General features: G+C 37.0%; 26 protein-coding genes and 1 tRNA gene. 16 read left to right on the top strand and 11 right to left on the bottom strand.

Annotated features, from left to right (window positions below; all coding sequences use genetic code 11):
• Entirely contained in the window at nt 1-1,011 is a 1,011-nt protein-coding gene (arsB, locus tag ACRXC1_RS03600; RefSeq protein ID WP_433656551.1) for an ACR3 family arsenite efflux transporter, read from the top strand.
• Nucleotides 1,011-1,661 (top strand): arsenical resistance protein ArsH, encoded by a 651-nt coding sequence (gene arsH, locus ACRXC1_RS03595; RefSeq protein ID WP_433656549.1) that lies wholly within the window; start codon nt 1,011-1,013, stop codon nt 1,659-1,661. Before arsB ends, arsH begins: the two co-directional genes overlap by 1 nt.
• Nucleotides 1,662-1,699: 38 nt before the next feature.
• Here the strand turns inward: arsH and ACRXC1_RS03590 are convergent, their stop codons facing one another.
• The 3 genes from ACRXC1_RS03590 to ACRXC1_RS03580 are packed head-to-tail and all read right to left on the bottom strand — an operon-like array spanning nt 1,700 to nt 3,321.
• A complete protein-coding gene (locus ACRXC1_RS03590; RefSeq protein ID WP_433656547.1) occupies nt 1,700-2,260 on the bottom strand; it encodes an AAA family ATPase in 561 nt (186 codons plus the stop codon).
• A gap of 1 nt (nt 2,261) precedes the next feature.
• A complete protein-coding gene (locus tag ACRXC1_RS03585; RefSeq protein ID WP_433656545.1) occupies nt 2,262-3,098 on the bottom strand; it encodes a hypothetical protein in 837 nt (278 codons plus the stop codon).
• 13 nt (nt 3,099-3,111) lie between these two features.
• Complete coding sequence (locus ACRXC1_RS03580; RefSeq protein ID WP_021266029.1) at nt 3,112-3,321, bottom strand: hypothetical protein; 210 nt, start codon at nt 3,319-3,321, stop codon at nt 3,112-3,114.
• A 240-nt stretch (nt 3,322-3,561) separates the two neighbouring features.
• Here ACRXC1_RS03580 and folE2 point away from each other — a divergent pair, with 240 nt between their 5' ends.
• From folE2 to ACRXC1_RS03535, 9 genes are all read left to right on the top strand, one after another.
• Nucleotides 3,562-4,500 (top strand): GTP cyclohydrolase FolE2, encoded by a 939-nt coding sequence (gene folE2, locus ACRXC1_RS03575; protein WP_392911378.1) that lies wholly within the window; start codon nt 3,562-3,564, stop codon nt 4,498-4,500.
• 119 nt (nt 4,501-4,619) lie between these two features.
• Nucleotides 4,620-4,695, top strand: a tRNA-Val gene (locus ACRXC1_RS03570).
• A gap of 326 nt (nt 4,696-5,021) precedes the next feature.
• Nucleotides 5,022-5,516 (top strand): hypothetical protein, encoded by a 495-nt coding sequence (locus tag ACRXC1_RS03565; RefSeq protein WP_393098806.1) that lies wholly within the window; start codon nt 5,022-5,024, stop codon nt 5,514-5,516.
• A 241-nt stretch (nt 5,517-5,757) separates the two neighbouring features.
• Nucleotides 5,758-6,258 carry a hypothetical protein gene (locus tag ACRXC1_RS03560; RefSeq protein WP_433656542.1) on the top strand — a complete coding sequence of 167 codons (501 nt, stop codon included), beginning with the start codon at nt 5,758-5,760 and terminating at the stop codon, nt 6,256-6,258.
• Between the two features lie 106 nt (nt 6,259-6,364).
• A complete protein-coding gene (locus ACRXC1_RS03555) occupies nt 6,365-7,141 on the top strand; it encodes a hypothetical protein (protein WP_393096275.1) in 777 nt (258 codons plus the stop codon).
• Between the two features lies 1 nt (nt 7,142).
• Complete coding sequence (locus ACRXC1_RS03550) at nt 7,143-7,703, top strand: hypothetical protein (RefSeq protein WP_392911370.1); 561 nt, start codon at nt 7,143-7,145, stop codon at nt 7,701-7,703.
• 241 nt (nt 7,704-7,944) lie between these two features.
• Nucleotides 7,945-8,439 carry a hypothetical protein gene (locus ACRXC1_RS03545; RefSeq protein ID WP_433656540.1) on the top strand — a complete coding sequence of 165 codons (495 nt, stop codon included), beginning with the start codon at nt 7,945-7,947 and terminating at the stop codon, nt 8,437-8,439.
• Between the two features lie 156 nt (nt 8,440-8,595).
• Nucleotides 8,596-9,399 (top strand): hypothetical protein, encoded by an 804-nt coding sequence (locus ACRXC1_RS03540; protein ID WP_433656538.1) that lies wholly within the window; start codon nt 8,596-8,598, stop codon nt 9,397-9,399.
• A 21-nt stretch (nt 9,400-9,420) separates the two neighbouring features.
• Nucleotides 9,421-9,990 (top strand): hypothetical protein, encoded by a 570-nt coding sequence (locus ACRXC1_RS03535; RefSeq protein ID WP_433656536.1) that lies wholly within the window; start codon nt 9,421-9,423, stop codon nt 9,988-9,990.
• A gap of 12 nt (nt 9,991-10,002) precedes the next feature.
• Here the strand turns inward: ACRXC1_RS03535 and ACRXC1_RS03530 are convergent, their stop codons facing one another.
• The gene (locus tag ACRXC1_RS03530; protein WP_433656534.1) at nt 10,003-13,473 is read right to left on the bottom strand and encodes a hypothetical protein; all 3,471 of its coding nucleotides are present in this window, start codon (nt 13,471-13,473) and stop codon (nt 10,003-10,005) included.
• 184 nt (nt 13,474-13,657) lie between these two features.
• On the opposite strand from ACRXC1_RS03530, the gene ACRXC1_RS03525 reads away from it, so the two are divergent.
• Complete coding sequence (locus ACRXC1_RS03525) at nt 13,658-14,452, top strand: sulfite exporter TauE/SafE family protein (protein WP_433656532.1); 795 nt, start codon at nt 13,658-13,660, stop codon at nt 14,450-14,452.
• On the opposite strand, the gene ACRXC1_RS03520 is transcribed toward ACRXC1_RS03525, so the two are convergent.
• On the bottom strand, nt 14,449-14,910 hold the full coding sequence (locus tag ACRXC1_RS03520) for an Lrp/AsnC ligand binding domain-containing protein (RefSeq protein ID WP_392911358.1): 462 nt from the start codon (nt 14,908-14,910) through the stop codon (nt 14,449-14,451). The two genes, ACRXC1_RS03525 and ACRXC1_RS03520, sit on opposite strands and share 4 nt — an antisense overlap.
• A 128-nt stretch (nt 14,911-15,038) precedes the next feature.
• Between ACRXC1_RS03520 and asnB the strand changes: the two genes are divergently transcribed.
• Nucleotides 15,039-16,619 carry an asparagine synthase B gene (gene asnB, locus ACRXC1_RS03515; protein WP_433656529.1) on the top strand — a complete coding sequence of 527 codons (1,581 nt, stop codon included), beginning with the start codon at nt 15,039-15,041 and terminating at the stop codon, nt 16,617-16,619.
• Between the two features lie 23 nt (nt 16,620-16,642).
• Here asnB and ACRXC1_RS03510 read toward each other — a convergent pair whose 3' ends face one another.
• The 4 genes from ACRXC1_RS03510 to ACRXC1_RS03495 all read right to left on the bottom strand — a co-directional run bounded on the left by ACRXC1_RS03510 (nt 16,643) and on the right by ACRXC1_RS03495 (nt 21,701).
• The gene (locus tag ACRXC1_RS03510; protein ID WP_392911353.1) at nt 16,643-16,867 is read right to left on the bottom strand and encodes a hypothetical protein; all 225 of its coding nucleotides are present in this window, start codon (nt 16,865-16,867) and stop codon (nt 16,643-16,645) included.
• A 129-nt stretch (nt 16,868-16,996) separates the two neighbouring features.
• Nucleotides 16,997-19,405, bottom strand: coding sequence for an endopeptidase La (gene lon, locus ACRXC1_RS03505; protein WP_392911351.1), 2,409 nt, complete (start codon nt 19,403-19,405; stop codon nt 16,997-16,999).
• 336 nt (nt 19,406-19,741) lie between these two features.
• Complete coding sequence (gene clpX / locus ACRXC1_RS03500) at nt 19,742-21,049, bottom strand: ATP-dependent Clp protease ATP-binding subunit ClpX (RefSeq protein WP_021266518.1); 1,308 nt, start codon at nt 21,047-21,049, stop codon at nt 19,742-19,744.
• A gap of 40 nt (nt 21,050-21,089) precedes the next feature.
• Complete coding sequence (locus ACRXC1_RS03495) at nt 21,090-21,701, bottom strand: ATP-dependent Clp protease proteolytic subunit (RefSeq protein WP_021266245.1); 612 nt, start codon at nt 21,699-21,701, stop codon at nt 21,090-21,092.
• Between the two features lie 285 nt (nt 21,702-21,986).
• On the opposite strand from ACRXC1_RS03495, the gene ACRXC1_RS03490 reads away from it, so the two are divergent.
• Nucleotides 21,987-22,589 carry a peroxiredoxin gene (locus ACRXC1_RS03490; protein WP_392911348.1) on the top strand — a complete coding sequence of 201 codons (603 nt, stop codon included), beginning with the start codon at nt 21,987-21,989 and terminating at the stop codon, nt 22,587-22,589.
• Between the two features lie 41 nt (nt 22,590-22,630).
• Here ACRXC1_RS03490 and ACRXC1_RS03485 read toward each other — a convergent pair whose 3' ends face one another.
• Nucleotides 22,631-23,371 (bottom strand): hypothetical protein, encoded by a 741-nt coding sequence (locus ACRXC1_RS03485; protein ID WP_433656526.1) that lies wholly within the window; start codon nt 23,369-23,371, stop codon nt 22,631-22,633.
• Nucleotides 23,372-23,497: 126 nt separating this feature from the next.
• Here ACRXC1_RS03485 and ACRXC1_RS03480 point away from each other — a divergent pair, with 126 nt between their 5' ends.
• A complete protein-coding gene (locus tag ACRXC1_RS03480) occupies nt 23,498-24,109 on the top strand; it encodes a DedA family protein (protein ID WP_433656524.1) in 612 nt (203 codons plus the stop codon).
• 136 nt (nt 24,110-24,245) lie between these two features.
• Nucleotides 24,246-24,557: a hypothetical protein gene (locus tag ACRXC1_RS03475; RefSeq protein WP_392856983.1), complete on the top strand. Its 312-nt coding sequence runs from the start codon at nt 24,246-24,248 to the stop codon at nt 24,555-24,557.
• A gap of 77 nt (nt 24,558-24,634) precedes the next feature.
• Here ACRXC1_RS03475 and ACRXC1_RS03470 read toward each other — a convergent pair whose 3' ends face one another.
• Nucleotides 24,635-25,198, bottom strand: a complete 564-nt coding sequence (locus ACRXC1_RS03470) for a PilZ domain-containing protein (RefSeq protein WP_392911339.1) — start codon at nt 25,196-25,198, stop codon at nt 24,635-24,637.
• Nucleotides 25,199-25,210: the final 12 nt, after the last annotated feature.

The raw sequence follows: 25,210 nt of genomic DNA, 5'->3' as shown, positions 1-25,210 counted from the left end.
ATGGGATTTTTTGAACGCTATTTAAGTATCTGGGTAACAATCTGTATCGTTGCAGGAATCGTTTTAGGAAAGGTTCTTGGGTCATCAATCACAGTCTTAAGTGAGATGAATATCGCAACGGTCAATATTCCAGTGGCAATTCTTGTGTGGCTTATGATCTTTCCAATGATGGTACAAATCGATTTTGGCTCCATCGCCGATGTAGGAAAGAATCCAAAAGGCCTAAGCCTAACAGTTATTATCAACTGGCTTATTAAGCCATTTACCATGGCCTTCTTTGCATGGATTTTCTTTTCAAAAATCTATGCAGGAATCCTCTCTCCAGAACTTGCCCAGGAGTATATCGCAGGGGCGATTCTCTTAGGTGCGGCTCCTTGTACGGCGATGGTCTTTGTCTGGTCATACCTAACAAAAGGGGATCCGGAGTACACACTTGTTCAAGTGGCCATCAATGACTTAATTCTCCTTGTGGCCTTCATCCCTATTGTTCAGTTCTTACTAGGCGTAACAAGTATCTCGATTCCATACGATACTCTTATAAGCTCAGTTGTCATCTTTGTGGTGATCCCACTTATTGCAGGCTATATCGCAAATAAAGTCTTAATCAAAAGATTTGGAATGAAATGGTTTAGTGAAGTCTTTATGGCAAGACTAAAGCCTATTTCCATTGTTGCACTTTTAACAACACTTATTCTTCTCTTTGCCTTCCAAGGGGAGAAGATTTTAGCTAATCCACTACATATCTTACTAATAGCAATTCCTCTTACAATTCAGACTTACTTTATCTTCTTTGTAAGCTGGGGAATTGGTCGCAAAATGTGCTTACCACATAATATCTTGTCACCTGGTTCAATGATTGGGGCTAGTAACTTTTTTGAACTAGCTGTGGCCGTTGCAATTGCTCTTTTTGGTCTTAATTCAGGAGCGGCACTAACAACAGTAGTGGGTGTTCTCATTGAAGTACCGGTAATGTTAAGTCTCGTTAAAATTGCAAATAAGTGGAGATACTAATGAAGTATTTAGAAAGCGAAGAATTTAATTTAAAAGCACCAGAGACAAAACCATCTGAACATAAACCCAGAATCCTAATTCTTTATGGTTCACTGAGAGAGCGTTCATACTCAAGACTACTTGCTGAAGAAGCAGGTCGCATTCTTGAATACATGGGAGCAGAAGTAAAATTCTTTAACCCGGACGGCCTTCCAGTTTACGATTATGATCGCTCAGTTGAGCATCCAAAAGTAAAAGAGTTAAGAGAGCTTAGCCTTTGGTCGGAAGGACAAGTTTGGTCATCTCCTGAGTTACACGGAAATATGTCCGGGCTTATGAAAACTCAAATTGACTGGATACCACTTTCAATAGGTGCCGTTCGTCCGACACAAGGAAGAACCCTGGCCGTTATGCAAGTAAGTGGTGGCTCACAAAGTTTTAATGCCGTTAATAATATGAGAATTCTTGGCCGATGGATGCGCATGATTACCATTCCAAACCAATCCTCTGTAGCTAAGGCCTATCAAGAATTTGAAGAAGACGGTTCAATGAAAGAATCTAGTTTTCGTGATCGCGTCGTTGATGTCATGGAAGAGCTTATGCGCTTTACCTACCTGACACGAGATCAAGCTGACTTTCTTGTTGATCGCTATAGTGAACGTAAGTCCTAGACTTACGTTCATTTTATTTCAAATTGGTACGTCGATACTTAAAAAAGTAATTCTTTAATAATCACCTTCACTTCTTGAAGGTCAAGACTTTCAAGATTTGTCGTATTCACTGTAACGCTTTTACAATTTAGATCTAACTTTTCAATTTTACCTTTTGAGAGAGAGTTCTTAAATTCATCGAAATTTTCGTGATCCTTATGTCCCGGGTGTCTCTTTCCAGACAAGGCCCTTGTCTTAAAACGTTCAAATAAGACGTTGCCATCACACTCACAATAGATAGTAAGCACTTTTGCATTATATTTGGATATAAAGTCTCTTAAAATTGGAGTATCAAATTGATTCGAAAAGTTACTCTCCACGAGCAAGCTTTTAGAAGCCTTAAGTTGTGCTTCAATAAGAGAATATAGAATTGGATAGCTCGCTTTTCCAAGTTCTCTTGACCAGGCCCTATCCTTAACACCTAAGCTATCAAATAGGCTTTCTTTGATTGTATCTTTTCCTATCAATGGCAATGAGAACTCCATAGCGAGTTCTTTTGAAATAGTCGTCTTTCCTACTGCAGGTAAGCCTGACACGATAATTAGAATAGGCTTATTCATTTTAATTCTCACTAAGCTTTGCTATTCCTACAAGCTTTCCATCATCGTAGTAATTTGCCATCTTCATTCCATACTTTGTCACAAAGTGAATGAAATTATTGTCGACAATTTTGATAATAAAAGAGCCGTCTTCACCATTCAAAATATTACGATTACCGCCAGTTCCACGAGAGTGAGAATAATTCTTTCCACTCTCATCATATAAGAGAATCTCAGACTGACCGTCAGTCCCCTTACCATCATCAGAAGCAAAGTAGTCGACATTTAAAACAAGGCGATGTCTTTGACCTTTGTATTTACCTTCAAAGAAGTTTATCTGACCTGAATAAGATCCATTAATTTTTTGTAGCTCTTTCGCATCATTAATGATTTTTGACTTTGCTAGAAAAACAGTTGGTTCAGTAATCGCTGGAATTGGAGAAAATTTCACACGCTCATAAGTTTTAGCCTCTTGCGATGTGCTTATGCCTGTCTCATTGCGTGGTATCCCCCATCTTGAATCATTATCTATTTTATTATTTTGCTTAGGCACTAATTTTTCTTTAATTGAGTTTCTTGCAATGAAATCTCTTGGGTCTTTCATGATCTCTTTAACTTCTTCTTTTTCAACTTTTATTTTTTCAAGTCCCAAGGCCGCAAGAAAGAGTGTAAAGGCTTGAGCAAGTGCTTCATCCCCTGCTTTATCAATGACAGGAACTTCTTTAATCACTTCGATTTTCTTTTCTTTGATGACTTCGACTTCTTTAATTTGAATTTCGGGATTTGGTGCTTGAGATTTTCCAATAAGAAAACCAGCTCCCAGGCTGGCGATGACAGCAATAATTAATGTTGGCTTCACTACTCTTCCTTAATTAGTTCAGTATATGAAGTGTTTCCTCTGTACCATAAGTACAATTCTCACAAGTAACCTCTTCGTGGATGTAGAGGTTATCATGATCGGCCAAATGAGTAACAGTGAACTTGGCCCCACATTTCGGGCAACACTCAATCTGCTTTTTGACGTCCTCAATCTCACCAAAGTACCTGATGAAATTTTCGACTCTTAGGGATCTTTCCTTCATATCAAGCTCCTCGTCACATTCTATTTTACCTTATTTAGAAAAAATAAGCTTATTAAATGAGGTTATTTCCCAGAATTCAGTAACTTACGTTCATAAAGAACCTATACAAACACTGTATAGGCTTATAATTACTACGGAGTTAGTTTGCCAAAAGTGCTTGAACACGTTAAAACGTGCTATTATTAATGAAACCAAGGGTTGGACCACACCTACCTCTGCATAAGGAACAAAAGGACTCACATGAAAAATATTGAAGCACTTAGAAATAGCCGCGAAGATATCCTTAATTGCCAAATCAAAGATGAAACAGGTTTAAATGACTTTCAAAAGACAGCTAATGAAGTTCATATCGCCATTCCAAAAGTTGGTATTGAAAGATTTCGCATCCCTTTAAATTTTGAGCACAGAGACGGAACTGTTAGATCAACAGATGCACAGGCCTCGATGTTCGTATTCTTAGAAGCACATAAGACAGGTGCAAATATGTCTCGCTTCTGTAATATCCTTCAAGCTGAAGGATTAGAAAAGAATGTTAATAACGAATTCTTTGCAACTGTACTAAGAAGATACCGTACGGATCTTCGTGATTACGATACTGAGCCACTAATTCCACAGGCCCACCTAACTCTAGATTTTAACTATCCTGTTAAACAACAGTCACTAAAGTCAGGAAACTGGGGATGGCAATACTATAAAGTATCAATGGAAGGTGTTGAAGGACGTGATGGTATTCCTCTAATTAACCTTACAATGGAATACGAATACTCATCAACTTGTCCATGTTCTCTTTCGATGTCAAAACAATACGAAGAGCAGTACAGAAATGGAGAGACAACTGAAGGAAGTGGTATCGCTTCTGCTCACTCTCAAAGATCTGTAGCGACAATCACTGCAACTTATAAGGCAGAGTCTAACTTCCACCTTGAAGACCTAGTTGATCTAATGAGAATTGCTCTTCCAACAGAAACTCAATCTCTTGTTAAGAGACTTGATGAGCAGGCATTCGCTATTCTTAATGGTGACAACCCAATGTTCGTTGAGCACTCTACGAGACGTATCTCAGAGGTTCTAAACTCTGCTGAAGAGATTCTAGACTGGCAAGCAAAGGTTGAGCACTTAGAAAGTCTTCACAGCCACAATGCTGTCGGATACATCAGAAAAGAAAATCCAAAAATTTAATCCAAATATAAAGGCCTCTTATTTAGAGGCTTTTTTTTTCAAAAAAATATTAAACTTTTTTAAATTTAGTATTGACAAGTGAGAGTGAAATCCTTATTCTAACTCCACTTCAAATCGGAGGGCGATTAGCTCAGCTGGGAGAGCGCTACCCTTACAAGGTAGATGTCGGCAGTTCGATCCTGTCATCGCCCACCACTTTTTTTGTGGTTAAATTCAAAAGAAAAAAATCGGAACTCTAAAGAGTTCTTTTTTTTTGCCTAAATTCTACCTTCTTTAAATTCAACTTCATAAATTCGATATCCATTTTCTACTTATTATCTAAACCTATTCCATTTGTCTTATTTCATACCAATTTGTCATAAGGAAATTGTCACAATTGGACAATGTCGAACGAAATAGCATTCAAAGGACCAAATTATTTACGAGCTGAAGCAACTACTTTAATTTTTCCTCATCAAAACAACTAAAAAATATAGAAATTGATAAATCAATTTTTTGATAACAAACAAACGGAGGAATTTATGAAAAAAATTATCGCACTTGCTGCTGCACTACTAAGCGTTTCATCTTTTGCACTATCTGCAAATGATTCATGGGATACAATCAGAGCTGAGGTTAAAGCTAACCACAAGCTACAAATCACTTCTGGTTACTCAGTATTTGTTGGACGTATCGTTTCTGCATTCGACGTATGTGTTGAAGGTGAAAACTTTGTAACTCTGAGCCAATACCCAATTTATGAAAGAAAGTGGATCGGTGGAAGCCGTGATGGTGACAGATACGAAGATATCGTTGTTGGTTACGAAACACTAACTTTCCCAATCTCAAGAGAAGTAACTAGAAAGATCTGTTTTGGTAAAGAAGACAGAAACTGTAAAACTGTAACTAAAATGGAAACTCAACCACTAGTTAGAGACATCACAGTTTCAGAAGTTACTCGTCGTGGTGGACACGATCACGATGACAAAGTAGAAGTACTTTTCTCAAAGTCATTCGAAATCCCAGCTTGTAACTAATTTCAAGTACATATAAAAGTAGAGGCCGAGTTTATGCTCGGCCTTTTCTTTTTCTACTGCCATCCATCCACTGATGACAGCTAAAAAGTCCCACTCTACTGCCGTTGTCACAGAAAAAGTAAATATTCTTTGTGTTTTTTAGACATCTGCTTTCGTCAAAAATATAACCTCTACATCAAAACAACTTAATTAATTAAAGGCTTCAAACTAAAACTGAATGTCTAATAAACCGGAGGAATTTATGAAAAAAATTATCGCACTTGCTGCTGCACTACTAAGCGTTTCATCTTTTGCACTATCTGCAAACGATTCATGGGATACAATCAAAGCTGAAGTTGCTGCTGATTACGATCTATCATTTGCTGGAACAACTGTATTTGTTGGTCGTCCAGTAAGCTCATTTGACGTATGTCTAGATGGTGACCAATTTGTTACTACTAGAGAATTCCCAATCTACGAAATCGTTAAAGTTGGAAAAACTCACCCAGAAGCTGACGAAGATGGATATGCATCAGTAATCGTTGGTTATGAAATCCTTTCATTCCCAACTACTTATACTTCATACAAGCAAGTATGTAACAGCCAAGAGAAAAACTGTAAAAGAGTTGCTTACACAGTTAACCAAGACCTTACTAAGAACGTATCTGTAAAAGAAGTTGTTAGAAGAAACGTTGGTTCAAACGATCGTACAATTGAAAAGACTCTTTTCAAGAAAGAATACGTAATCCCAGCTTGTAACTAATAAATTCAATAGCTTAAGTATTTCCCTAAGGTACTTAAGCTATACTTTTTATAGCATGAGTGGATAACAGAATCGACTCATGCTATTCAAGCTTTATATGGATAAAATGAACACCCCACAACTATCTCAAGCGCCCCTCGGGCCAATTGAGCAAGTAAGCTTAGATCTGGCAAAAAAGCTAGATGAGTACAAGAGCGTAAAAATTGGAGTTCGTCTTTTATCTGAAAAAACAGGAGTTAGTGAAAGAACACTTTATCGAATCCTGGCCAAAGAAAATAAGCCTACATATCAAACTCTTTTTAAAATCTATCGAGTCATTTTTAATACAAGTAACGAGTCCCTACTCCTGGATCTTGTCCCAGAAGTCATTCGAAAAGAAATAAAGAAGTGTAATCCAAATAAGATCTCAGAAAAGATACAGTATCACCAAGATATCGAAACTCAAATGAGCTACGATCGTACTTTTGCAGAGATTTACATATTAGCAGCTTGCGCACCTATTACGAACGAATTAATTCAATATCGTTATGGTATGAGCGGCATGCTTACAGTGGAAAAAATGCTTGAAATGAAGGCCCTAAGAATTTCGAAAAGTGGTCACTATACCCTTGGAGAGAACCAAGCTAATTTTAGTGCCAAGACATTAAAACGCCTGGGTCTGTCACTAGTTGAAAAGTATAGCAAGGAACAAAATGCTGAGTCATATGGTGAAAATATCATCGCCTTCTTTGCAGAAGGACTAAGTGAAGAAGCATATGATCGCTGGCTACAAGTGGATGCAAAAGCATTTGAAGAAAAGGTAGCCATTGCTAAGGAAGACAAATCAAAAGGAACAAAGAGGGCCTTTACCTTTATGGTAACAGACACTTTGAATGAGAAGTAATATGAAGAATAGTATAAAAAAATTAATTGCTATCGTTTCGACAATGTCGATTTATGCGGGTGTTGGAGGCGTTTCAGGAGGCCCTAAGCCGACTAAAGACGACTTCTCGAAGCTTGGACCGCAAACTTCGTGGCAGAAGATTCTCGATGTTACAAAGAGAAATGATGACGTTAAACTTGAAGGTCGAACAGTATTTGTATCGAGACCAGTGAGTGTATTTGAAACTTGTGTTGATGGAGATCAACTTAAAACAACAAGAAAGTTTCCAGTTTATCGAACAGAATACGTTGGAAAGAATCAACGTGGTGCTGATAAAGATGGTTTCAAGAGTGTTTTAATTGGTAATCAATTCTTAAAATACCCTATTAACTACAAAACACGTGAAAAGGTATGCAATAATCGTGGAAAACGTTGTCGCGAGATAGATAAGGAAGTGACAACTGAGACAATTAAAAATGTTAAGGTAAAGAAAGTTGTCATCTATAAAGAGAATAGTGATCGACCTAGAGAAGTTGAGCAAGATTCATTTAAAAAGGAATATATCATTCCATACTGCCAATAAAATTTAGATTAAATAGACTAGAGGGCCGCGCAAGCGGCCTTTTTTTGTAAAAAGTTAGTCTCATTTGTCCATTTGTCATGACAAAACTCAAGAATTAAGACAATGTCGGACAAAAATCCCCTTCTCCATAGAAAAAATTGTCACCTCATATCAATCAAATTAATTTCATTTCATCAAAACAACTTAAAAAATATTGAAATTGATAAATCAATTTTTTGATAACAAACAAACGGAGGAATTTATGAAAAAAATTATCGCACTTGCTGCTGCACTACTAAGCGTTTCATCTTTTGCACTATCTGCAAATGATTCATGGGATACAATCAGAGCTGAAGTTAAAGCTAACTACAAGCTTGAAATCTCTTCTGGTTACTCAGTATTTGTTGGACGTATCGTTTCTGCATTCGACGTATGTGTTGAAGGTGAAAACTTTGTAACTCTAAGCCAATACCCAATTTACGAAAGAAAGTGGATCGGTGGAAGCCGTGATGGTGACAGATACGAAGATATCGTTGTTGGTTACGAAACACTAACTTTCCCAATCTCAAGAGAAGTAACAAGAAAAATCTGTTTTGGTAAAAAAGAAAACAACTGTAAAACAGTAACAAAAATGGAAACTCAACCAGTTGTTAGAGATATCACTGTTTCAGAAGTTACTCGTCGTGGTGGACGTGATCACGATGACAAAGTAGAAGTACTTTTCACTAAGTCATTCGAAATCCCAGCTTGTAACTAGTTATAAGCTTGGGCCTAGGTGAGCGCCTTTCCCTAAGGGGCGCTTGCTATAAATAAAACTATTGGCCGAGGCACTGCTTCGGCCTTTGTAATTTTTACTGCTTAAATGAATAAAATTATGAAAAGTGGTAAGATCGCCAAAAATACTTGAGGCATAATGAGAGAAGAAAACTCCAATATAATCAATGAGTTACCAGAGAAGGCCATTCCTTCACTAGGGCTCAAAGAGCAAGTTGCTCTAGATTTAAGAACACATCTAAAGCAATTTAGAAGTGAATCTATTGGACTTCGTAAACTTTCAGAGAAGTCTGGTATTCACCAAAGAACTCTAAAGCGTCTATTAGCTCAAGAAAATAGGCCAGGTTATCAAACTCTTGTAAGACTATATACTTGCTTAATTGATAGCCCAAATGGTGGCCTTCTTTTAAAGAACCTTCCTGAAAAAGTAGCAAGTGAAATTCAAAAGAAGTCTCCTATTTCAACAGCAGGCAATCTTGAATATAGCGAAGAAGCTAATAAGGAAATGTTCTACGATAAGGTTTTTGCAGAAATCTACTGCCTAGCTTCAATGTCCCCTATCACAAATGAGTATATCCAATATAGATATGGTATGAGCGGAGCGGAAACAGCAGATCGCATGTTAGACCTTGGAGTTTTAAAGCTGACTAAGACGAATATGTACACTACTGGTGACAAACAAATTGAGTTCTCTCCGAAACTTGTAAAAAGACTTGGACTTAACTTAGTTGAAAAATATGTAAAAACTCAAGATGTTGATCTTGCCGAAAAAAACCTTATTGCATTCTATGCAGAAGGGCTGAGCCCAGAAGGCTATCGAGCATGGCTCAAGATTGACCAAGAAGCATTTTACAAAAAAATTGAAGTAACTAAAAAAGAAGGCATGCTAGGTGATATTAAAACATTCACATTCATGGCCACTGACACAATGAGAAAGGAATAAGGTTTTATAATGAAATCAATAATGACTATATTATTTCTGGCCCTTGCATTTAATGTATTTGCAGGAACAGGTGGAATTAGTGCACTTGTTAGAAATAATGGTGGCGTTGATGCTGGAACTGGCGGTATTGTCGGAGGTGTTGATGACCTTAAAGAGTTAAAGCAATACGACTGGAAGACAATTAGAAAGTATGTAAAGAATAACTACGATCTAGATCTTGATGGTGATGTTGCTTACCTAGGTAGACATATTTCTATCTTTGACGTTTGTATTAATAATGATCAAATCCAATCTATTTCAAAGTACCCGGTCTATAAGAGAATCTGGCTTGGTGGTAGCAAGGAAGGTGATCGTTATAAAGATATCGTAGTCGGATCTGAAATTCTAACCTATCCACTAGAGGTAGAAAAAGAAGAAAAAGTTTGCTACGGAAGAAAAGATAGAAACTGTCGAATGGTGAAAACGGTTTATCGACAAAACCAAACACCAGAGATTACCCTTAAAAAAGAAGTTATCCGCAACAGAAGACGTGGAGACAGAGAGTACAAGCAAATTTTCACAAAAAAATACGACATCCCTTATTGTCGATAGTGTGTGATAAGCCTAGGCCCTTGCGCCTAGGCTTTTTTCTTTCGTTAAAATCTCTACCTTAATAAGTCCATTAGAAATTTTAAATCGAAGCCCTTTTTTGAACTTCCCTTTTACATTATCTCTTAATAATTCTTTTGTTAGCTCAGTATCGCAACGTAGTTCACCACGAGCAGCAATTGCGATTGCCTCTTCAGCTGTTAAATTAATTTTCACCTCATCAATCTTTGAAAAAACAAACGGTAGAGATTCGAGGTAGTTCGAAACATTAAAAAGAATATTCTCGTCACGAATAAGAATTAGAGCATCATCTTCAGCATAGAGGTTTGCATCAAATTCAACACGAGATAATGCAACTTCTAGCTTATTCAAAAGAGTCCCCGCCTCTACCTGTCTTTCCACATAGGCCAATTCATCAATAGCAGGTTGAACATTTTCCTTTAAGGTATCTAATTGCTTTTGCTCATTTAATTGCTTAGACTTCAAATCTCTTGCTTGATTTCTTAGAATTTCAATAGAGCTAACAATTGATTTAGACTTCTCTAACTCTTCATTATAGCTAATTTCAAGCTGGCTACACTCATTTTTCAGACTAGAAATTTCAAGAGACAGGCCAGAAAGGATGTGACGACTTTCTCTATTTGTATCTTTTATGCTAGAAATTTCTTGTGCTAATTCGTCCTTTCTAAGAAGTAGCTCACCTTTCAATTTCGTTGAATTATTAATTCCATTCTTAAGAAGTTCTTTCTCAGAAAGAACACCATTTAGTTCATTTTCAACTGAGCTTAATAAATTCTTTGCTTCAGTAAGCTTATTCTGGCGACTATAGTGTTCTTTAGAAACTAGTTCTTTCTCATTAAGTTCAACTTGTAGAAGTTCTAGCTTCTTTTTATGAGATTCTTCAACGACCTTTAATTCACTAACACTTTGCTCGATTTCATTATTTAGTTTAACGATATCGGCCTTAGCAATTCGAGTGTCCTTTTCTAATTTCTTTGCTTCTTCATTTAGCTGAACCTTGCGAAGAATATTTGACTCTAAATTTGCTTCAATATCATTGATTTCTTTTTCAAGATCGGCCAGCGACACTCTAAGTGAGTAACAGTCATTCTCAACTTTAGTAAGTTCTTCGTTACTAACAATTTGTTGATTATTTAAATCCTTATGTTGCTCTAGTAGGCTTAAGCGAGAGCTTTCTAATCTCTTAAGAACTTCTCCCTGATTAACAATTGAATCCTCTAACTGTAGAATTGTCTTTTCATCACTTTCTATCATTGCCTCAATTGAAGAAATTTCAGATTGAAGTTTATTAGATTTTTCTTGTTTTTGTGAGACCTCAAGGTTTAATGAAGTTAACTCGTCGTCAAGCTCTCTCTTTCTAGAAAGAGTTTCTGTAAAGAGTTTTGATTCAGATTCAATCCCCTCATTCAATTCACTCAACTCAACCTTAAGCCTTTCAACAGAAGAAACTTTCTTATTAGCAAGTCTTTCAAATCTCTTTCGTGAAGAAGTGAGGCCCTTAAGTTCATCTGACTTACGTAGAACTTTATCCTTAAGGTTAAGAGTTTTTGATTCCATTTCTTTAATTTTAAGGAGGGCTTCATCATAAGATACTTGGTTCGCATTGATTTCAAAATCAAGGGCCTTAATTTGATTCTCAAAAGTTGAAATCTTTGCATCTAAAGATTCGATCATACGAACCGTCTTATTCAACTTATCACACAGGCTTTCTGAAATATTGTTTAAACGTTGGTTCTCTTTAGCAAGCTCCTCGATCTCAAGACCTTTGACTTCAATACGATTGTCACCAATTTGAATGCGTCCTTTCAGACTCCCAATCTTTACAAGCAGCTCATTATTAGTATCACTTAAAGAGTTCTCGTCATCAGCTAATTGTTTGATTAAGTTATTTTGAGACTCACAGTCTGAATTTAAGAGTTCATATGCTGCTTGTGACTTTTCAATCTTATTATTTAGTAATTCGATACTTTTTCTTAAGTTTTCAGCTTGATCTTGAAGTGCCTGTTTTTGGTATTCAACATTCTTTTGCTCAAGTCCTAGATCAATTAGTGTTTGCCTTGCTTCAACATCGCGGCCTTTTAAATCTTGTATCTCAAGTCGAATTTCGCTAATACGACTACTTCCCTCTTCAATTTGCCTCTGTAGAGAAGAGATTTTTGACTCACGATTTTCATTATTTAAGATTGCCTTATGCTTCTTTGTTAGAAGTTCTTCAACACTTGTATCTAGTCGATCGACTTCACTCTGATAATCTTGTACACTTTTTTCTAATCTAAGAGACTGAGCTAAGACAATGTCATGTTCTTTCTTAGTTTTCTTATACTCTCTATCGAGACGATCAATCTCAATAAGTGAAATACTCTCAGTTTCTTTAAGTTCACTGATTTCTCTTTCTAATTTCTCCGACTTAATTGTATTTTCTTCAATTTTATCTTTGAAATTTTGAGACTCTACTTTCAAAAGTTGAATGTCTTGTAATAGTTCCTGCTTCTTTTTTTCTCTTGCTACGATTTCAGACTCAAGTCCAGACATAATTTCAAGTTCACTCATCTCTTCAGATCGTAGTGACTCAGATTCTCTCTCTAGCGTCTTAATCGATGTTTCAACTGCGATAATATCTTGATTTAACTTCGCTTGTTTTGAAGCAATAACCTTTAAGTCTAAAAGTTGTAACTCAAGATCCTTTTCTAGATTCAGCTTTTCACTTTTTACATCTTGAACCTTTAAAGTTAGATTTTCGAGTTTTTGATTTTCACTATGCTTTTTTTCAACAACCTCTTGTGTTTTTTCAATAAGCTTAGAAATTTCAGCATCTAACTTAAGTCTTTCATTTTCTAGTTCAGAGATATTTGCATCACATTTTTTTATCGTATTGCTATCTTCTTCAATAACTAGTCTTAATTTAGAGATTCTTTTTTTAGTTTCTTCTATTTCTACTTTTAAGTGAGAACGTGTATCCAAATTAAATGCCTTATCCCCATTTAAAACAGACGCCTTATTCTTAAGTGAGACCTCCTCACCTTTTAAATTACCAAGCTCAACTCTGATGCGACCTAATTCATCTAAGTTTGAACGATGAGAATTGTTTATCTCTTCAACTTGTTTTTTCAGTTGGACTATAGAGCTTATAACTAATTGCTTTTCTTCTAACAATTCCTTTAAATGACATTCTTGCTCACTATTAAGTTGTTGAATCTTTTCGATTCTCTTTTCAAGAATCTCCTTATCTGCATGCTCATCAGTTAGTGTGCTTTGTAATCTCCTTAATTCAACTTCTGTTTTTTGAAGTTTAATCTTTTGTAGCTCAACTTCTTTTCTTAGAGATTTATTAATCTCTTCATATTCTCCAATTAGTTTTCTTTCATCACTAATTTGTAGATCTAAGTTGGCCTGAGTCGCTTCGATGTCGGCGATAGAGTTTGTTTCAGATAAGTTCTTTTTTGTTTTACTTTTAAATAGATTCATAAGGTCCTCACTAACCTCTATTTTCTCATTAAAAGCCTTTAAAATAAGCATGTGGCAACTTTTGCGTTGACGCAGACCTAAGTAAAAATATCTCTCGAATAATCAATTATTTTGGGTCAATTTCTGACAATAATGAACAAGTATACTTCTTGTCTTAGCTTATTTATGAGTGCATATTGGTAGCATGATTTTCTTACTCTACTTACTCGTTGGTGCATTTGTTGGAACGCTCTCAGGCCTTTTTGGTATTGGAGGAGGTGTTGTCATTGTTCCAACTCTATTATTCTTATTTCATAAACAAGGATTCTCTCCAGATATTAGAATGTATATGGCCCTAGGAACTTCCCTTGCAACAATTGTTATCACGGCAAGTGCTTCAACTCTTAGGCATTACAATATGGGAAATCTTCTCTTTGGTATTACGAAGAAATTCTTATTTCCAATGATTATCGGAATTAGTGCCGGTGCCTACCTCGTAAACATCGTAGAGGCCCAAACTCTCGAGTTTATCTTTATTTGCTATCTTTACCTCGTATCTCTAAAGATGATTTTTTACAAATCAAAGGTAGAAGAACCAAAAGAAACTTCTAGTCTATTATTTAATTTCACAGGTTTTATTATCGGCCTTAAGTCATCAATTCTTGGAATTGGCGGAGGGACAATTAGCGTTCCTTTCCTTACTTGGCGTGGTTATCAAATGAAGAATGCTGTTGCGATTTCAGCATCTCTAGGAATCCCGATCGCACTTTTTAGTAGTTCATTCTATATATACAATGGCCTAGGCAAGGCCACACCAGAATACTCTCTTGGATACGTCTATCTACCGGCCTTCTTTGGAATTTCTATCGCAAGTTTCTTTTTTACGAAGTTTGGAGCAAAGATTTCAAGTGTTGCCAATCAAGCTATTCTTAAGAAGTTTTTTGCTCTGCTATTAATTGGAATAGCAATAAAGAAGACTCTTACATACTTAGGGCACTAAACGTTTAGGCTCTTATTAATGACTTGTTTTAAACTGATGAAAGATTCTGTCGATTGAATCTCTTTAATCATTTGTATTTTTCCAATGAGAAATTCGTGAAAATGATTAATATCCTTAACGATGATTTTTACAATAAGAGCGTAGTCACCGGTTGTATAATAAGCTTCAACAATCTCATCCATCTTCTCAAGTTTATCGATTACTTTGTGGATATCACGGGCATTAACTAAGTGAAGGCCCAAGAGAACCACAACATTATGACCTAGTTTTGTATAGTCGACCTTGATGGTGCTTCCAACAATAACACCTGCCTCTCTTAGTTTTTCAACTCTTTGATGGATTGTCCCGCCGGAAACCCCTATTTTTCTGGCCATTTCAAGAAATGGCATACGGGCATCCTTTTCCATAAGTTTGATAATCTTCTTATCAATACTATCAATTTCGTAGTTATTGGCCACAATGCTCCCCTGGAATTATTAATCTATCAGTATTTTAGGCTATTTATTAAATAACTCATAGTTTTAGGTGTTCAATATTGAGAATTTATTAAAAAAAGCCGAATATTATTAAAAATATGGAGGTTTTCATGTGTGGATTTAGTGTTTTTACGGGAAAAGTTGAAGAAAAAGAATTTGCAGAGAAGTTTGATCTTATCTCTCACCGCGGGCCAGATCAAAGGGCGATCCACGGGTTAGCTAAAGGAATAATGGGCTTTCACCGCCTTGCTATCATGGACCTAAGTGAAGCCGGCTCTCAGCCTTTCATCTCAAAGTCTCAAACACACCTCGTCTGTAATGGCGAAATCTATAACCACCGTATATTGAAAACAGACTATATTGATCGCTATGAGTTTAAATCAGATTCAGATTGTGAAGTCATTATTCCAATTTTTGAAGAGTATGGTATCGAAAAACTTCTTATGTCTCTTGATGGCGAGTTTGCTTTTGTTATTGAACGCGAGGGCAAATTCTATGCAGGAAGAGACCCAATTGGTATTCGTCCCCTCTTTTATGGATATGGCCTTGAAGATGGTAAGATCGCTTTTGCTAGTGAAGTAAAGGCGCTACAAGGCCTATGTAAAGATATCAAACCATTTCCTCCAGGGCACTACTATGCCGATGGTGAATTTACTCCATACTTTGATGTTCGAAAGATTAAATCACGCACAAAAGAAGACTTAGAGGACGTCTATCGAGGGATTCATGACCACTTAGTTGAAGGTGTAAGAAAGCGTCTTGATGCTGATGCTCCAGTAGGTTTCCTCCTTTCTGGTGGACTTGATTCATCACTAGTATGTGCCATCGCGGCCAAACTGAGTGATCGCCCAATTAAAACATTTGCCGTTGGAATTGATACAAACCCAATTGATTTAAAATATGCACGTATTGTTGCTGACTACCTTGGTAGTGAGCACCATGAAGTCATCTTTACTAAGGAAGAAGCATTTGAGCACCTTAAAGAACTGGTTCACAAGCTTGAAACGTGGGATATTACGACAATTCGAGCTTCAATGGGTATGTCACTTGTGTGTAAGTACATACGTGAAAAAACAGATGTGAAAGTTGTACTAACAGGAGAAGTAAGTGATGAGCTCTTTGGCTATAAGTACACAGACTTTGCCCCTAGTCCTCTTGAGTTCCATAAGGAAGCACAAAAACGTGTTCACGAATTATATCTCTATGATGTTCTAAGAGCGGATCGCTCGATTAGTTCTCACTCACTTGAGGCCCGTGTGCCTTTTAGTGATAAGGCCTTTATCGAATACGTTATGGGGATTGCCCCAGAGCTTAAGATGAACTGGTCAGGAGAAGGAAAGTATCTACTTAGAAAAGCTTTTGATCATAGTGGCTATCTTCCTGATGAAATTCTATGGCGTGAAAAAGCGGCCTTCTCAGACGCTGTTGGGCACGATATGGTTGATTGGCTAAAGGCCTTAGCAGAAGAAAAATATAGCGAAGAAGAGCTTTCTAAGGCCCATGAAAAATACCCATATGCAACTCCATTTACGAAAGAATCTCTTATGTATCGTGATCTCTTTGAAGGACACTTTCCAGGACTTTCGGGCCTTATTACAGACTTTTGGATGCCTAATAAGGAATGGGAGAACTGCCAGGTTGATGATCCATCAGCGCGAGTTCTGCCTAATTACGGTACTTCTGGAGAATAAAAAACACCTCGTAAGAGGTGTTTTTATTTATCAAGCTTATCTAAGTTAACACAAATGAGCCTCTTACCTTTCTTTGCCTCACGGCACTCACCACTTACAGACTTCCCCTTTACTTGATAGTTACAAGAAGAGTTTATGGCCTTATCGAGACAGGCCTTTAGTCTTGAGCGATACCCAAAATTCTTAGGTAAACTGAAAGCATTACTAGTGGCCACGAGAGAAATTATTATTAAAAGTTTCTTATTCATTATCAACTCCTATTCCTACCTATTATACGCGATCTTTTGCTATTTTTATAACTTGCTGAAATAAAAAAGGCCCCGCATAAGCAGGGCCAAATTTAACAAGTATTAATTTTTTAATAGGAGGCAAGCAGCTTAGTTAGCTACTTCCATCCCTTTCCCAGAGTCAATAACCTTCAGCCCTACATGCTGCATGAACTTCTCTGGCTCTGTTAAGTTTAGAGCTAGTTTCAGTACATCTTCAACATGTGAAACAGGGTGAACTGATAGTCCTTGCTTGATTTCCGGTGGGATCTCAAGAAGGTCTTTTCTATTCTTTTCAGGAATAACAACTGTTTTTACTCCTGCCTGTTTTGCTGCTAGCATTTTTTCTTTTAGGCCACCAATTGGAAGAACACGTCCTCTAATTGTTACCTCACCTGTCATGGCAACATCTTGCCTTACAGGGATTCCAGAGATTGCCGAAGTGATTGCTGTAACCATCGTGATACCTGCAGATGGGCCATCTTTTGGAGTTGCCCCTTCAGGTGCATGAATATGGATATCATGCTTCTCAAACCATTCTTGATCAATTCCAAGACGGCCAGCGATTGAGCGAACATAACTCATTGCTGCTTTAGCCGATTCAGTCATTACCTCACCTAGCTTACCAGTGATTTGGATACCACCCTTACCAGGAACTGCGATAACTTCAATATGTAGAAGACAACCACCAACTGAAGTATAAGCTAGACCATTTACTAATCCTACTTCTGGTTGTTCTTCAATTACATTGTCATCAAACTTAACCGGACCAAGATATTTCTGAACTTGCTTTGAAGAGATTGAGAACTTCTTACCTTTCTCAACATTCTTCGTCACAACATCAGTAGCAATCTTTCTTGCGATCGTATTGAACTGTCTTTCAAGTCCACGAACACCAGCTTCTTTCGTATAACCACGAACAACTTCCATGATTGTATTATCAGAGATTGAGTATTCGTAATCGTTTAGTCCATTGTCTTTCCATGCACGTGGTGCAAGGTACTTCTTAGCGATCTGAGTTTTTTCAATTGGAGTGTAACCAGCAAGGTTAATGATCTCCATTCTATCTCTAAGTGGACCAGGGATTTGTCCTAGGTCGTTTGCTGTCATAACAAACATTACTTTTGATAGATCGTACTCAACTTCAATATAGTGATCACCGAAGTTCTTATTTTGAGCTGGGTCTAAAACCTCTAGCATTGCTGCTGCAGGATCCCCTCTCATATCAGATGTCATCTTATCAATTTCATCTAAAAGGATTACTGGATTTGATGTCCCTGCTTTCTTAAGAGCAGTGATGATCTTACCTGGCATTGCACCTACGTATGTACGACGGTGACCACGGATTTCAGATTCATCTCTTACACCACCAAGAGAAACTCTTTCAAATTTTCTACCTAGTGATTCAGCAAGTGACTGACAAATTGATGTTTTACCAACACCTGGAGGACCTGCTAGACAAAGGATCGTTCCCTTTCCTTCTGAACCAACAAGGCTTCTTACTGCAAGATACTCAAGAATTCTTTCTTTAACATCTTTCATTCCAAAGTGATGATCATCTAGAACTTTTCTAGCGTGAGTTACATCATTGTTGTCTTCTGTATACTCTCCCCAAGGCAGAGAAAGCATCCAGTCAATATAGTTTCTTACAACGGCAGACTCAGCTGACATTGGAGACATTGACTTAAGTTTCTTAATCTCTTTTTGTACTTTAGCAACAGCTTCTTCAGGCATAACCTTCTTAGCTAGACGCTCTTCCATTTCTTGAACTTCAGACTTCTCATCTTTTTGTCCAAGCTCTTTTTGGATAGCGTTCATTTGCTCATTCAAGTAGTACTCTTTCTGAGACTTTTCCATTTGAGACTTAACGCGAGTTCTTATTCTTCTCTCAACGTTAATGATCTCAATCTCTCCTTGCATTTTTTCAAGAAGAAGTTGAAGACGTGCTTCAATATCTACCGCTTCAAGAATTTCCTGTTTCTCAGGAATCTTCATTGAAAGGTGTGCAACGATAATATCAGCTAATCTTGAAGGATCAGTGATTGATGAAATGCTCATAAGTAATTCAGGTGGAATTCTCTTATTAAGCTTCACGTATTGTTCAAATACGTTTTTGATCGATCTTACCGTAGCTTCAATTTTTACTTGTTCAGGAACAGCTGGAACACACTTAGTTACTTCTGCCCAGTAACCTTCAGTTCTTGCTTCAAATTCCTCGATAGTTGCTCTGTACTTCCCTTCGATAAGTACCTTAACAGTATTATCTGGGAGACGTAGCATTTGAATGATATTTACAACAGTTCCTACGTTGTATACATCTTCACGATCTGGGTTTAGGATACTTGCATCCTTTTGTGTAACTAGAAAAAGCTCGTTACCATTTTTTGATGCTTCCTCAAGGGCGTTGATTGACTTCTCTCTTCCTACAAATAGTGGAACAACCATGTGTGGAAAAATAATCATGTCTCTTAGCGGAAGTAACGGTAGGCTCTTCGACTCAGTTGACTTCTTGTCTGACATAGCACCTCCTGCACTATTAATACTTGTCAAAAAAATTCTGGGAAAAGGAAAGATGGGAAGACTTCATGTCTAATCTCTAACCCTTTTATAAATTGTATCAAGAACCTATAAATATTTTGAAACTTTTTTTGGTCGGAATCTTATGCCCCTCAATAAATTCACAGTGCATAGGCCTATATTTACAAGCACTTAAGTTATCCGACTGGAGAAGACTGTTTAGCTAAAAAAAACTGACATTTGAGAAGTAGTGTAATTTCTACACCGCCTAAACGAACAAGGGCCAGACAAAATGCCTGGCCCTCTTAAGCTATATATTAATTTTTAAATAATTAACTCTTAAGCTGATTCGATATCTTTCTTAGCTTCTAAAGTTGAGCTCGCTGAAGTTTTCTCTTTTCTTGGACCTTCTTCAACTCGAGGTGATTCCTTACCTGCAATTGAAGCAGCAGTAATCACAACTTTATTGGCCTTATCATTTGCCGGAACATCATACATTACTTCAAGCATTGTTTGCTCGATAATGGCACGAAGTCCACGTGCACCAGTCTTTCTAGTAAGAGCTGTTTGAGCAATTGCTTTTAGAGCTTCTTCTTCGAATTCTAGTTCGATTCCATCAAATTCAAATAGTTTTTGATATTGCTTAGTAATCGCATTCTTTGGTTCAGTTAGAATTGAAACAAGTGCGTCCTCATCTAACTCTTCAAGAAGTGCGTTTACAGGAAGACGTCCGATAAATTCAGGGATTAGTCCAAACTTTGTTAAGTCTTCTGCTTCAATACCACCAAGTTTTTGAATAACAGACTCTTCAGCATCAACAGTTTGTTTTGCAACAAGTCCCATTGGTCTCTTCGTCATACGTTTTTCAATAATTTTATCAAGCCCTACGAATGCACCAGCAACAACGAAAAGAATATTCTTTGTGTTAACTTGGATGAATTCTTGTTGAGGGTGCTTGCGTCCACCTTTTGGAGGAACAGAAGCAACAGTACCTTCAACTAGTTTTAGAAGTGCTTGCTGTACACCTTCACCAGAAACGTCTCTTGTAATCGACGGGTTTTCTGACTTACGTGCAATTTTATCGATCTCATCAATATAAACGATACCGCGCTCAGCTCTTTCAACGTCGTAGTCACATGCTTGAAGAAGATTAAGAATGATATTCTCAACGTCTTCCCCTACGTAACCAGCTTCAGTAAGTGAAGTTGCATCAGCAATTGCAAATGGTACGTTTAGAAACTTTGCTAGTGATTGAGCGATAAGAGTCTTACCAGAACCAGTTGGCCCAGCTAGTAGAATATTTGACTTAGCAAGTTCTACTGAATCATCTTTTCTCTTCGTATCACCGTGAGCAATTCTCTTATAGTGATTATGAACGGCTACAGAGATAATCTTCTTTGCTCTGTCTTGTCCAATTACATACTGATCTAAGTGAAGCTTAATCTCATGTGGCTTTGGAACATTATCAAGAGCGGCCTTAGAAACAGACTTAACCGTATCTTCATAAATGATTTCATTACACAATTCAATACACTCATCACAGATATAAACACCAGGTCCTGCAATTAGCTTTTTAACTTCTTTTTGAGACTTCCCACAGAAGTTACAAGAAAGTGAACTATTGTATGATCCATCTTTTTTAGTCATTCATTGTCCTTTAGTTTTAATTCTAAAATAGAATTATATCTTACTTCTTATTAGATTCAATAACACCATCAATAATACCTAGCTCAATTGCATCTTGTGGAGATAGGTAATTGTCGCGGTCAGTTGCTGCAACAATTTTTTCCATCGTCATATCAACTGACGAGTGCTTAATATAGATACCATTTAGTTGGTCTTTTAATGTTTGAATTTCATTTGCCTGAATCTGAATATCAGAACACTGACCTTGAGCTCCACCAAGTGGTTGGTGAATCATGATTCTTGAGTGTGGAAGAGAGTAACGGTGTCCCTTCTCCCCTGCCGTTAGAAGCAGAGATCCCATAGATGCCGCAAGACCTACACAGTATGTATAAACTGGGCAAGATACGTGTTGCATAATATCGTAGATACCAAGTCCAGCATAAACGCTTCCACCTGGTGAATTGATATAGAAATGGATTGGATCTTCTGGATTACTCTGCTCTAGAAACATCATCTGAGCAATAAGTAGGTTGGCAACCGTGTCATTAACTTGTGTACCTAAGAATACAATTCGATCAAGAAGTAGTCTTGAATAAATGTCGTATTGTCTCTCACCTCTTGCCGTTTGCTCAATAACAATTGGGTTAGGTATATGTGCCTTTGGATCCATCATTTTTTCTCCCTAGATATATATTTGGACTCTTTTCCAATAAATTTGTCTATTGCATTCAGCATTTCGGTGGGTTGGGACTATATCTTTAGATAAATATTTGCGATTTTCTGATTAAATTCCAGCTTAAGCAACTGAAATTATTTACTCTACTTTTTCCTTTTTTACAAAAAGATGAACGAATTTTAACATTGCAGGTCTTGAATTTCCCCTACCCCTGCGGTTTAATTTAGCGCAAGAATTTATAAACTATTCAATAGTTATACGAGCAGAAAACAGGAGAATATTATGACTGAAACAGTTTACCCAACATCATTAGTTTCAAAAGCGGCACCAGAATTCAAAGGTAACGCAGTAGTTAACGGTGAAATCAAAGAAATTTCACTTTCAGATTTCAAAGGAAAGTGGAAAGTTCTTTTCTTTTACCCACTAGATTTTACTTTTGTATGTCCAACAGAAATCACAGCATTTTCAGATAAGATTCAACTTTTCAAAGACCTTAACTGTGAAGTTATCGCTTGTTCTGTTGATTCAGCTTTCTCTCACCTAGCGTGGACAAAGCAGTCAAGAAACGAAGGTGGACTTGGTGATATCAACTTCCCAATCCTAGAAGACCTTACAAAGGAAGTTTCTAAGTCATACGGTGCTCTTATGCCATCAGGTGACGTTGCATTTAGAGCAACTTATATCATCGATGACAACAACATCGTTCAACACGTTTCAATCAACAACCTTTCAGTTGGTAGAAATGTTGAAGAAGTTGCAAGACTTGTAGATGGTTACCAATTTACAGCTAAGCACGGAGAAGTTTGTCCTGCTGGTTGGACAAAAGGTGCTGATACAATGAAGCCAGATCCAAAGGGATCACAAGAGTATTTCAACAAGCTATAATTTTAGCTAGAAATATGAAGGCCCTCTACTGAGGGCCTTTTTTAATAATAAAATCCTACTCCGATTCCCAAGCGAGTGATACTTAGTTTTCGATAATCATTTTTTAACTCATGGCGTTTAGCAAAGATGTGATACCACATATTCTCACTATATTTTTGACTATAGTTGATTTGATAGCGCTGACCACTTAGACCTCTTTGCGAATTTACAGACTGAGAAAAGCCCAAGTTGAAGACAAATGGTGTAATCAACTTTTGCGCAAAGGTTAAACCAACTGTCCCATAGTAAATACGCTTCGTTTCAACATCAAGGGCCCCTCCATTTAAGAGCTCACTTGATTTGTAGACATTAAATAATTCGTAATCCACTCCAGCAAAAAAACCAGTTGAATTGCGATGAGTATATGATTTATGTGCGTAAAGGCTTGCCCCAAGCTCTGGCTTTAGTTTTAAGTTATTTGAGAAGGTGCTGCCACTATCACTTTCAACTTCTGAGCCAACTAGATAAGAAATGCTACCAAGAGCAACTATTGAAAGTTTTTCTATTGTTGTTGGAAAATAAGAAAGCCCAGCAGTTAATGTCATTGGTGAATTTTTTTGAGTTTTCAAAACTTGGCTAGATGTTTTCTCTTTAAACATACCCAGAGACGCCGAAGTTTGAATAAAGTAATTATGGTTATCCCCTTTAGACTTTAAAAAGAAGTCCAAATCCTTTCCATATACTTGGTTCGTATTTAAACCAATATAAAAAATAATGAGTGATCTCAATATTCTCTTTTTCACGGCACCAATATTACCAGAGAAATGTTTAAAATTTGAGGGAGGAAAAATGCGCTGATAACTAATGCATATTGAATCAAATTAGGATATTCTTAATTTGATTTTTTTACAGTTACGCTAGGAGATAAAATGGAATTCATTGATCAGATCATGCTCTATATCAACACTCACGTCCACATGGCACCATTCATTATTTTTGGTCTACTACTCTTAGCTGGTTTTAATATTCCCATTTCGGAAGATCTCATGTTATTTACTTCGGCCATTCTTGCGGCCAAGAATCCGGATTATTTATACCCACTTTTCTTTGGAGTATTTCTTGGGGCCTATCTTTCAGATTTAATTTGTTACGGATTTATTGGACGCTACCTAGGTCCTAAAATTTTTAAAATCAATTTCTTCGCCTCAATGGTTACTCAAGAACGTCTTGATATGGTGAATGCCTTCTTTAAAAAGTATGGTGTTTTCACATTGATTTTCGGACGTTTTGTTCCGTTTGGATTTCGAAACGCCCTCTTCCTATCGGCCGGTCTGGGACGTATGAATGCTTGGAAATTTGCTCTGTCAGATCTTCTTGCAGCAACTGTCTCATGTGTGGTCTACTTCACTGTTTATTATAAATTTGGCGAGACAGCTATTGAGTATATCAAGAAGAGTAATTACGTAATTGGTGCTGTAGCACTTGCAGTAATTCTTGGTATCGTCGTTTCAAAATGGAAGAAAAAAGACGTAAACGCCTAAAATCATTAAAGTCAGAAAAAATTACAAGGCCCGTCAATTTGAGTTTACAGCACGGGCCTCTTCCTCCATAATCCCGCTTGTTCACAAAAATTGTGAAAAAAAAATGAACAGCAATTGATTATTGGAGTACCGCTAAATGTTAAATTCAATCACGCAGAATAAAGTTATCAGTTTCAACGCATTTAAGAGCGAAAAAGCTAACCGTTGTGAAAGTACTGTTCAAAGAGATTATTTCTCTAAGCTAGACTTCTCTGCCCTAATTAATGAGACAAACTCTCTTGTTGCAGAAATTAACAATGATGATGTTATTAATAACGATCTACTAATTAAAGTTGACCAGCTAACAGCTGAATTTAAAAGCCGTATCCTTGATAATGAATCGCCTATTGATAAGTATCTTCTAGCGACGATCAAGGACCTTAAGTATTCGATAAAAGCAAAACTATAGTTTTGTTCTTTATATTCTTCTCTTTTTATTTTTGTTTTTTTGTTTTAAGGCCCGTCAAGTGATGGGCCTTATTTTTCTTAGAGACTTTCCAGCGATTGATAATCATGAAGAACTTTTGCTCTAAGAAGTGGTAACTTCATTTCAGAGTCATAGCCCAGTAACGACGCCGTCTTTCTAAGATGTACGATATTTCCATTCTTCTTTGATGAATTCTCAAACTGAGTTAGAAGATAGATCATATTCTTTGAAAAAGTTGTTACATATGATCGAATCAGGGCCATATTCCCCGAAGTAACGTGAGAAAACTTAGCACCAATTGACGGTAGTAAGATTTTTTCGACTTCAGATAGTCCTTCAAATGAGCGAACAATATCAACTTCGCAGCGAATGACTTCGATGTCAAAGGCACTGTGGTCAATACTGACTAATTTCTGAGAGCTTAATTTTGAAAACTCTGGATATTGTATAAGGGATACCATGGTATGAAAGCGCGTACTTGCTGGTACGCGCCCCATATCGGTAATTAACATTCCACCTTCGGAAATATTAGAACAGCGGCCTTTTAAAACATAGTCATCACAAAGATAGAGCATCTCTTGATTAACAGGTGCTCTTAAATGTTGACGATTAGCTCTCGACACTCGCTATTCCTC

The sequence above is a fragment of the Halobacteriovorax sp. GFR8 genome (assembly GCF_050955245.1).
In the GTDB taxonomy this organism is placed as follows: Bacteria; Bdellovibrionota; Bacteriovoracia; order Bacteriovoracales; family Bacteriovoracaceae; genus Halobacteriovorax_A.
Note: the sequence above shows the minus strand (reverse complement) of the source record. Positions and strands in the feature narration are given on the sequence as shown.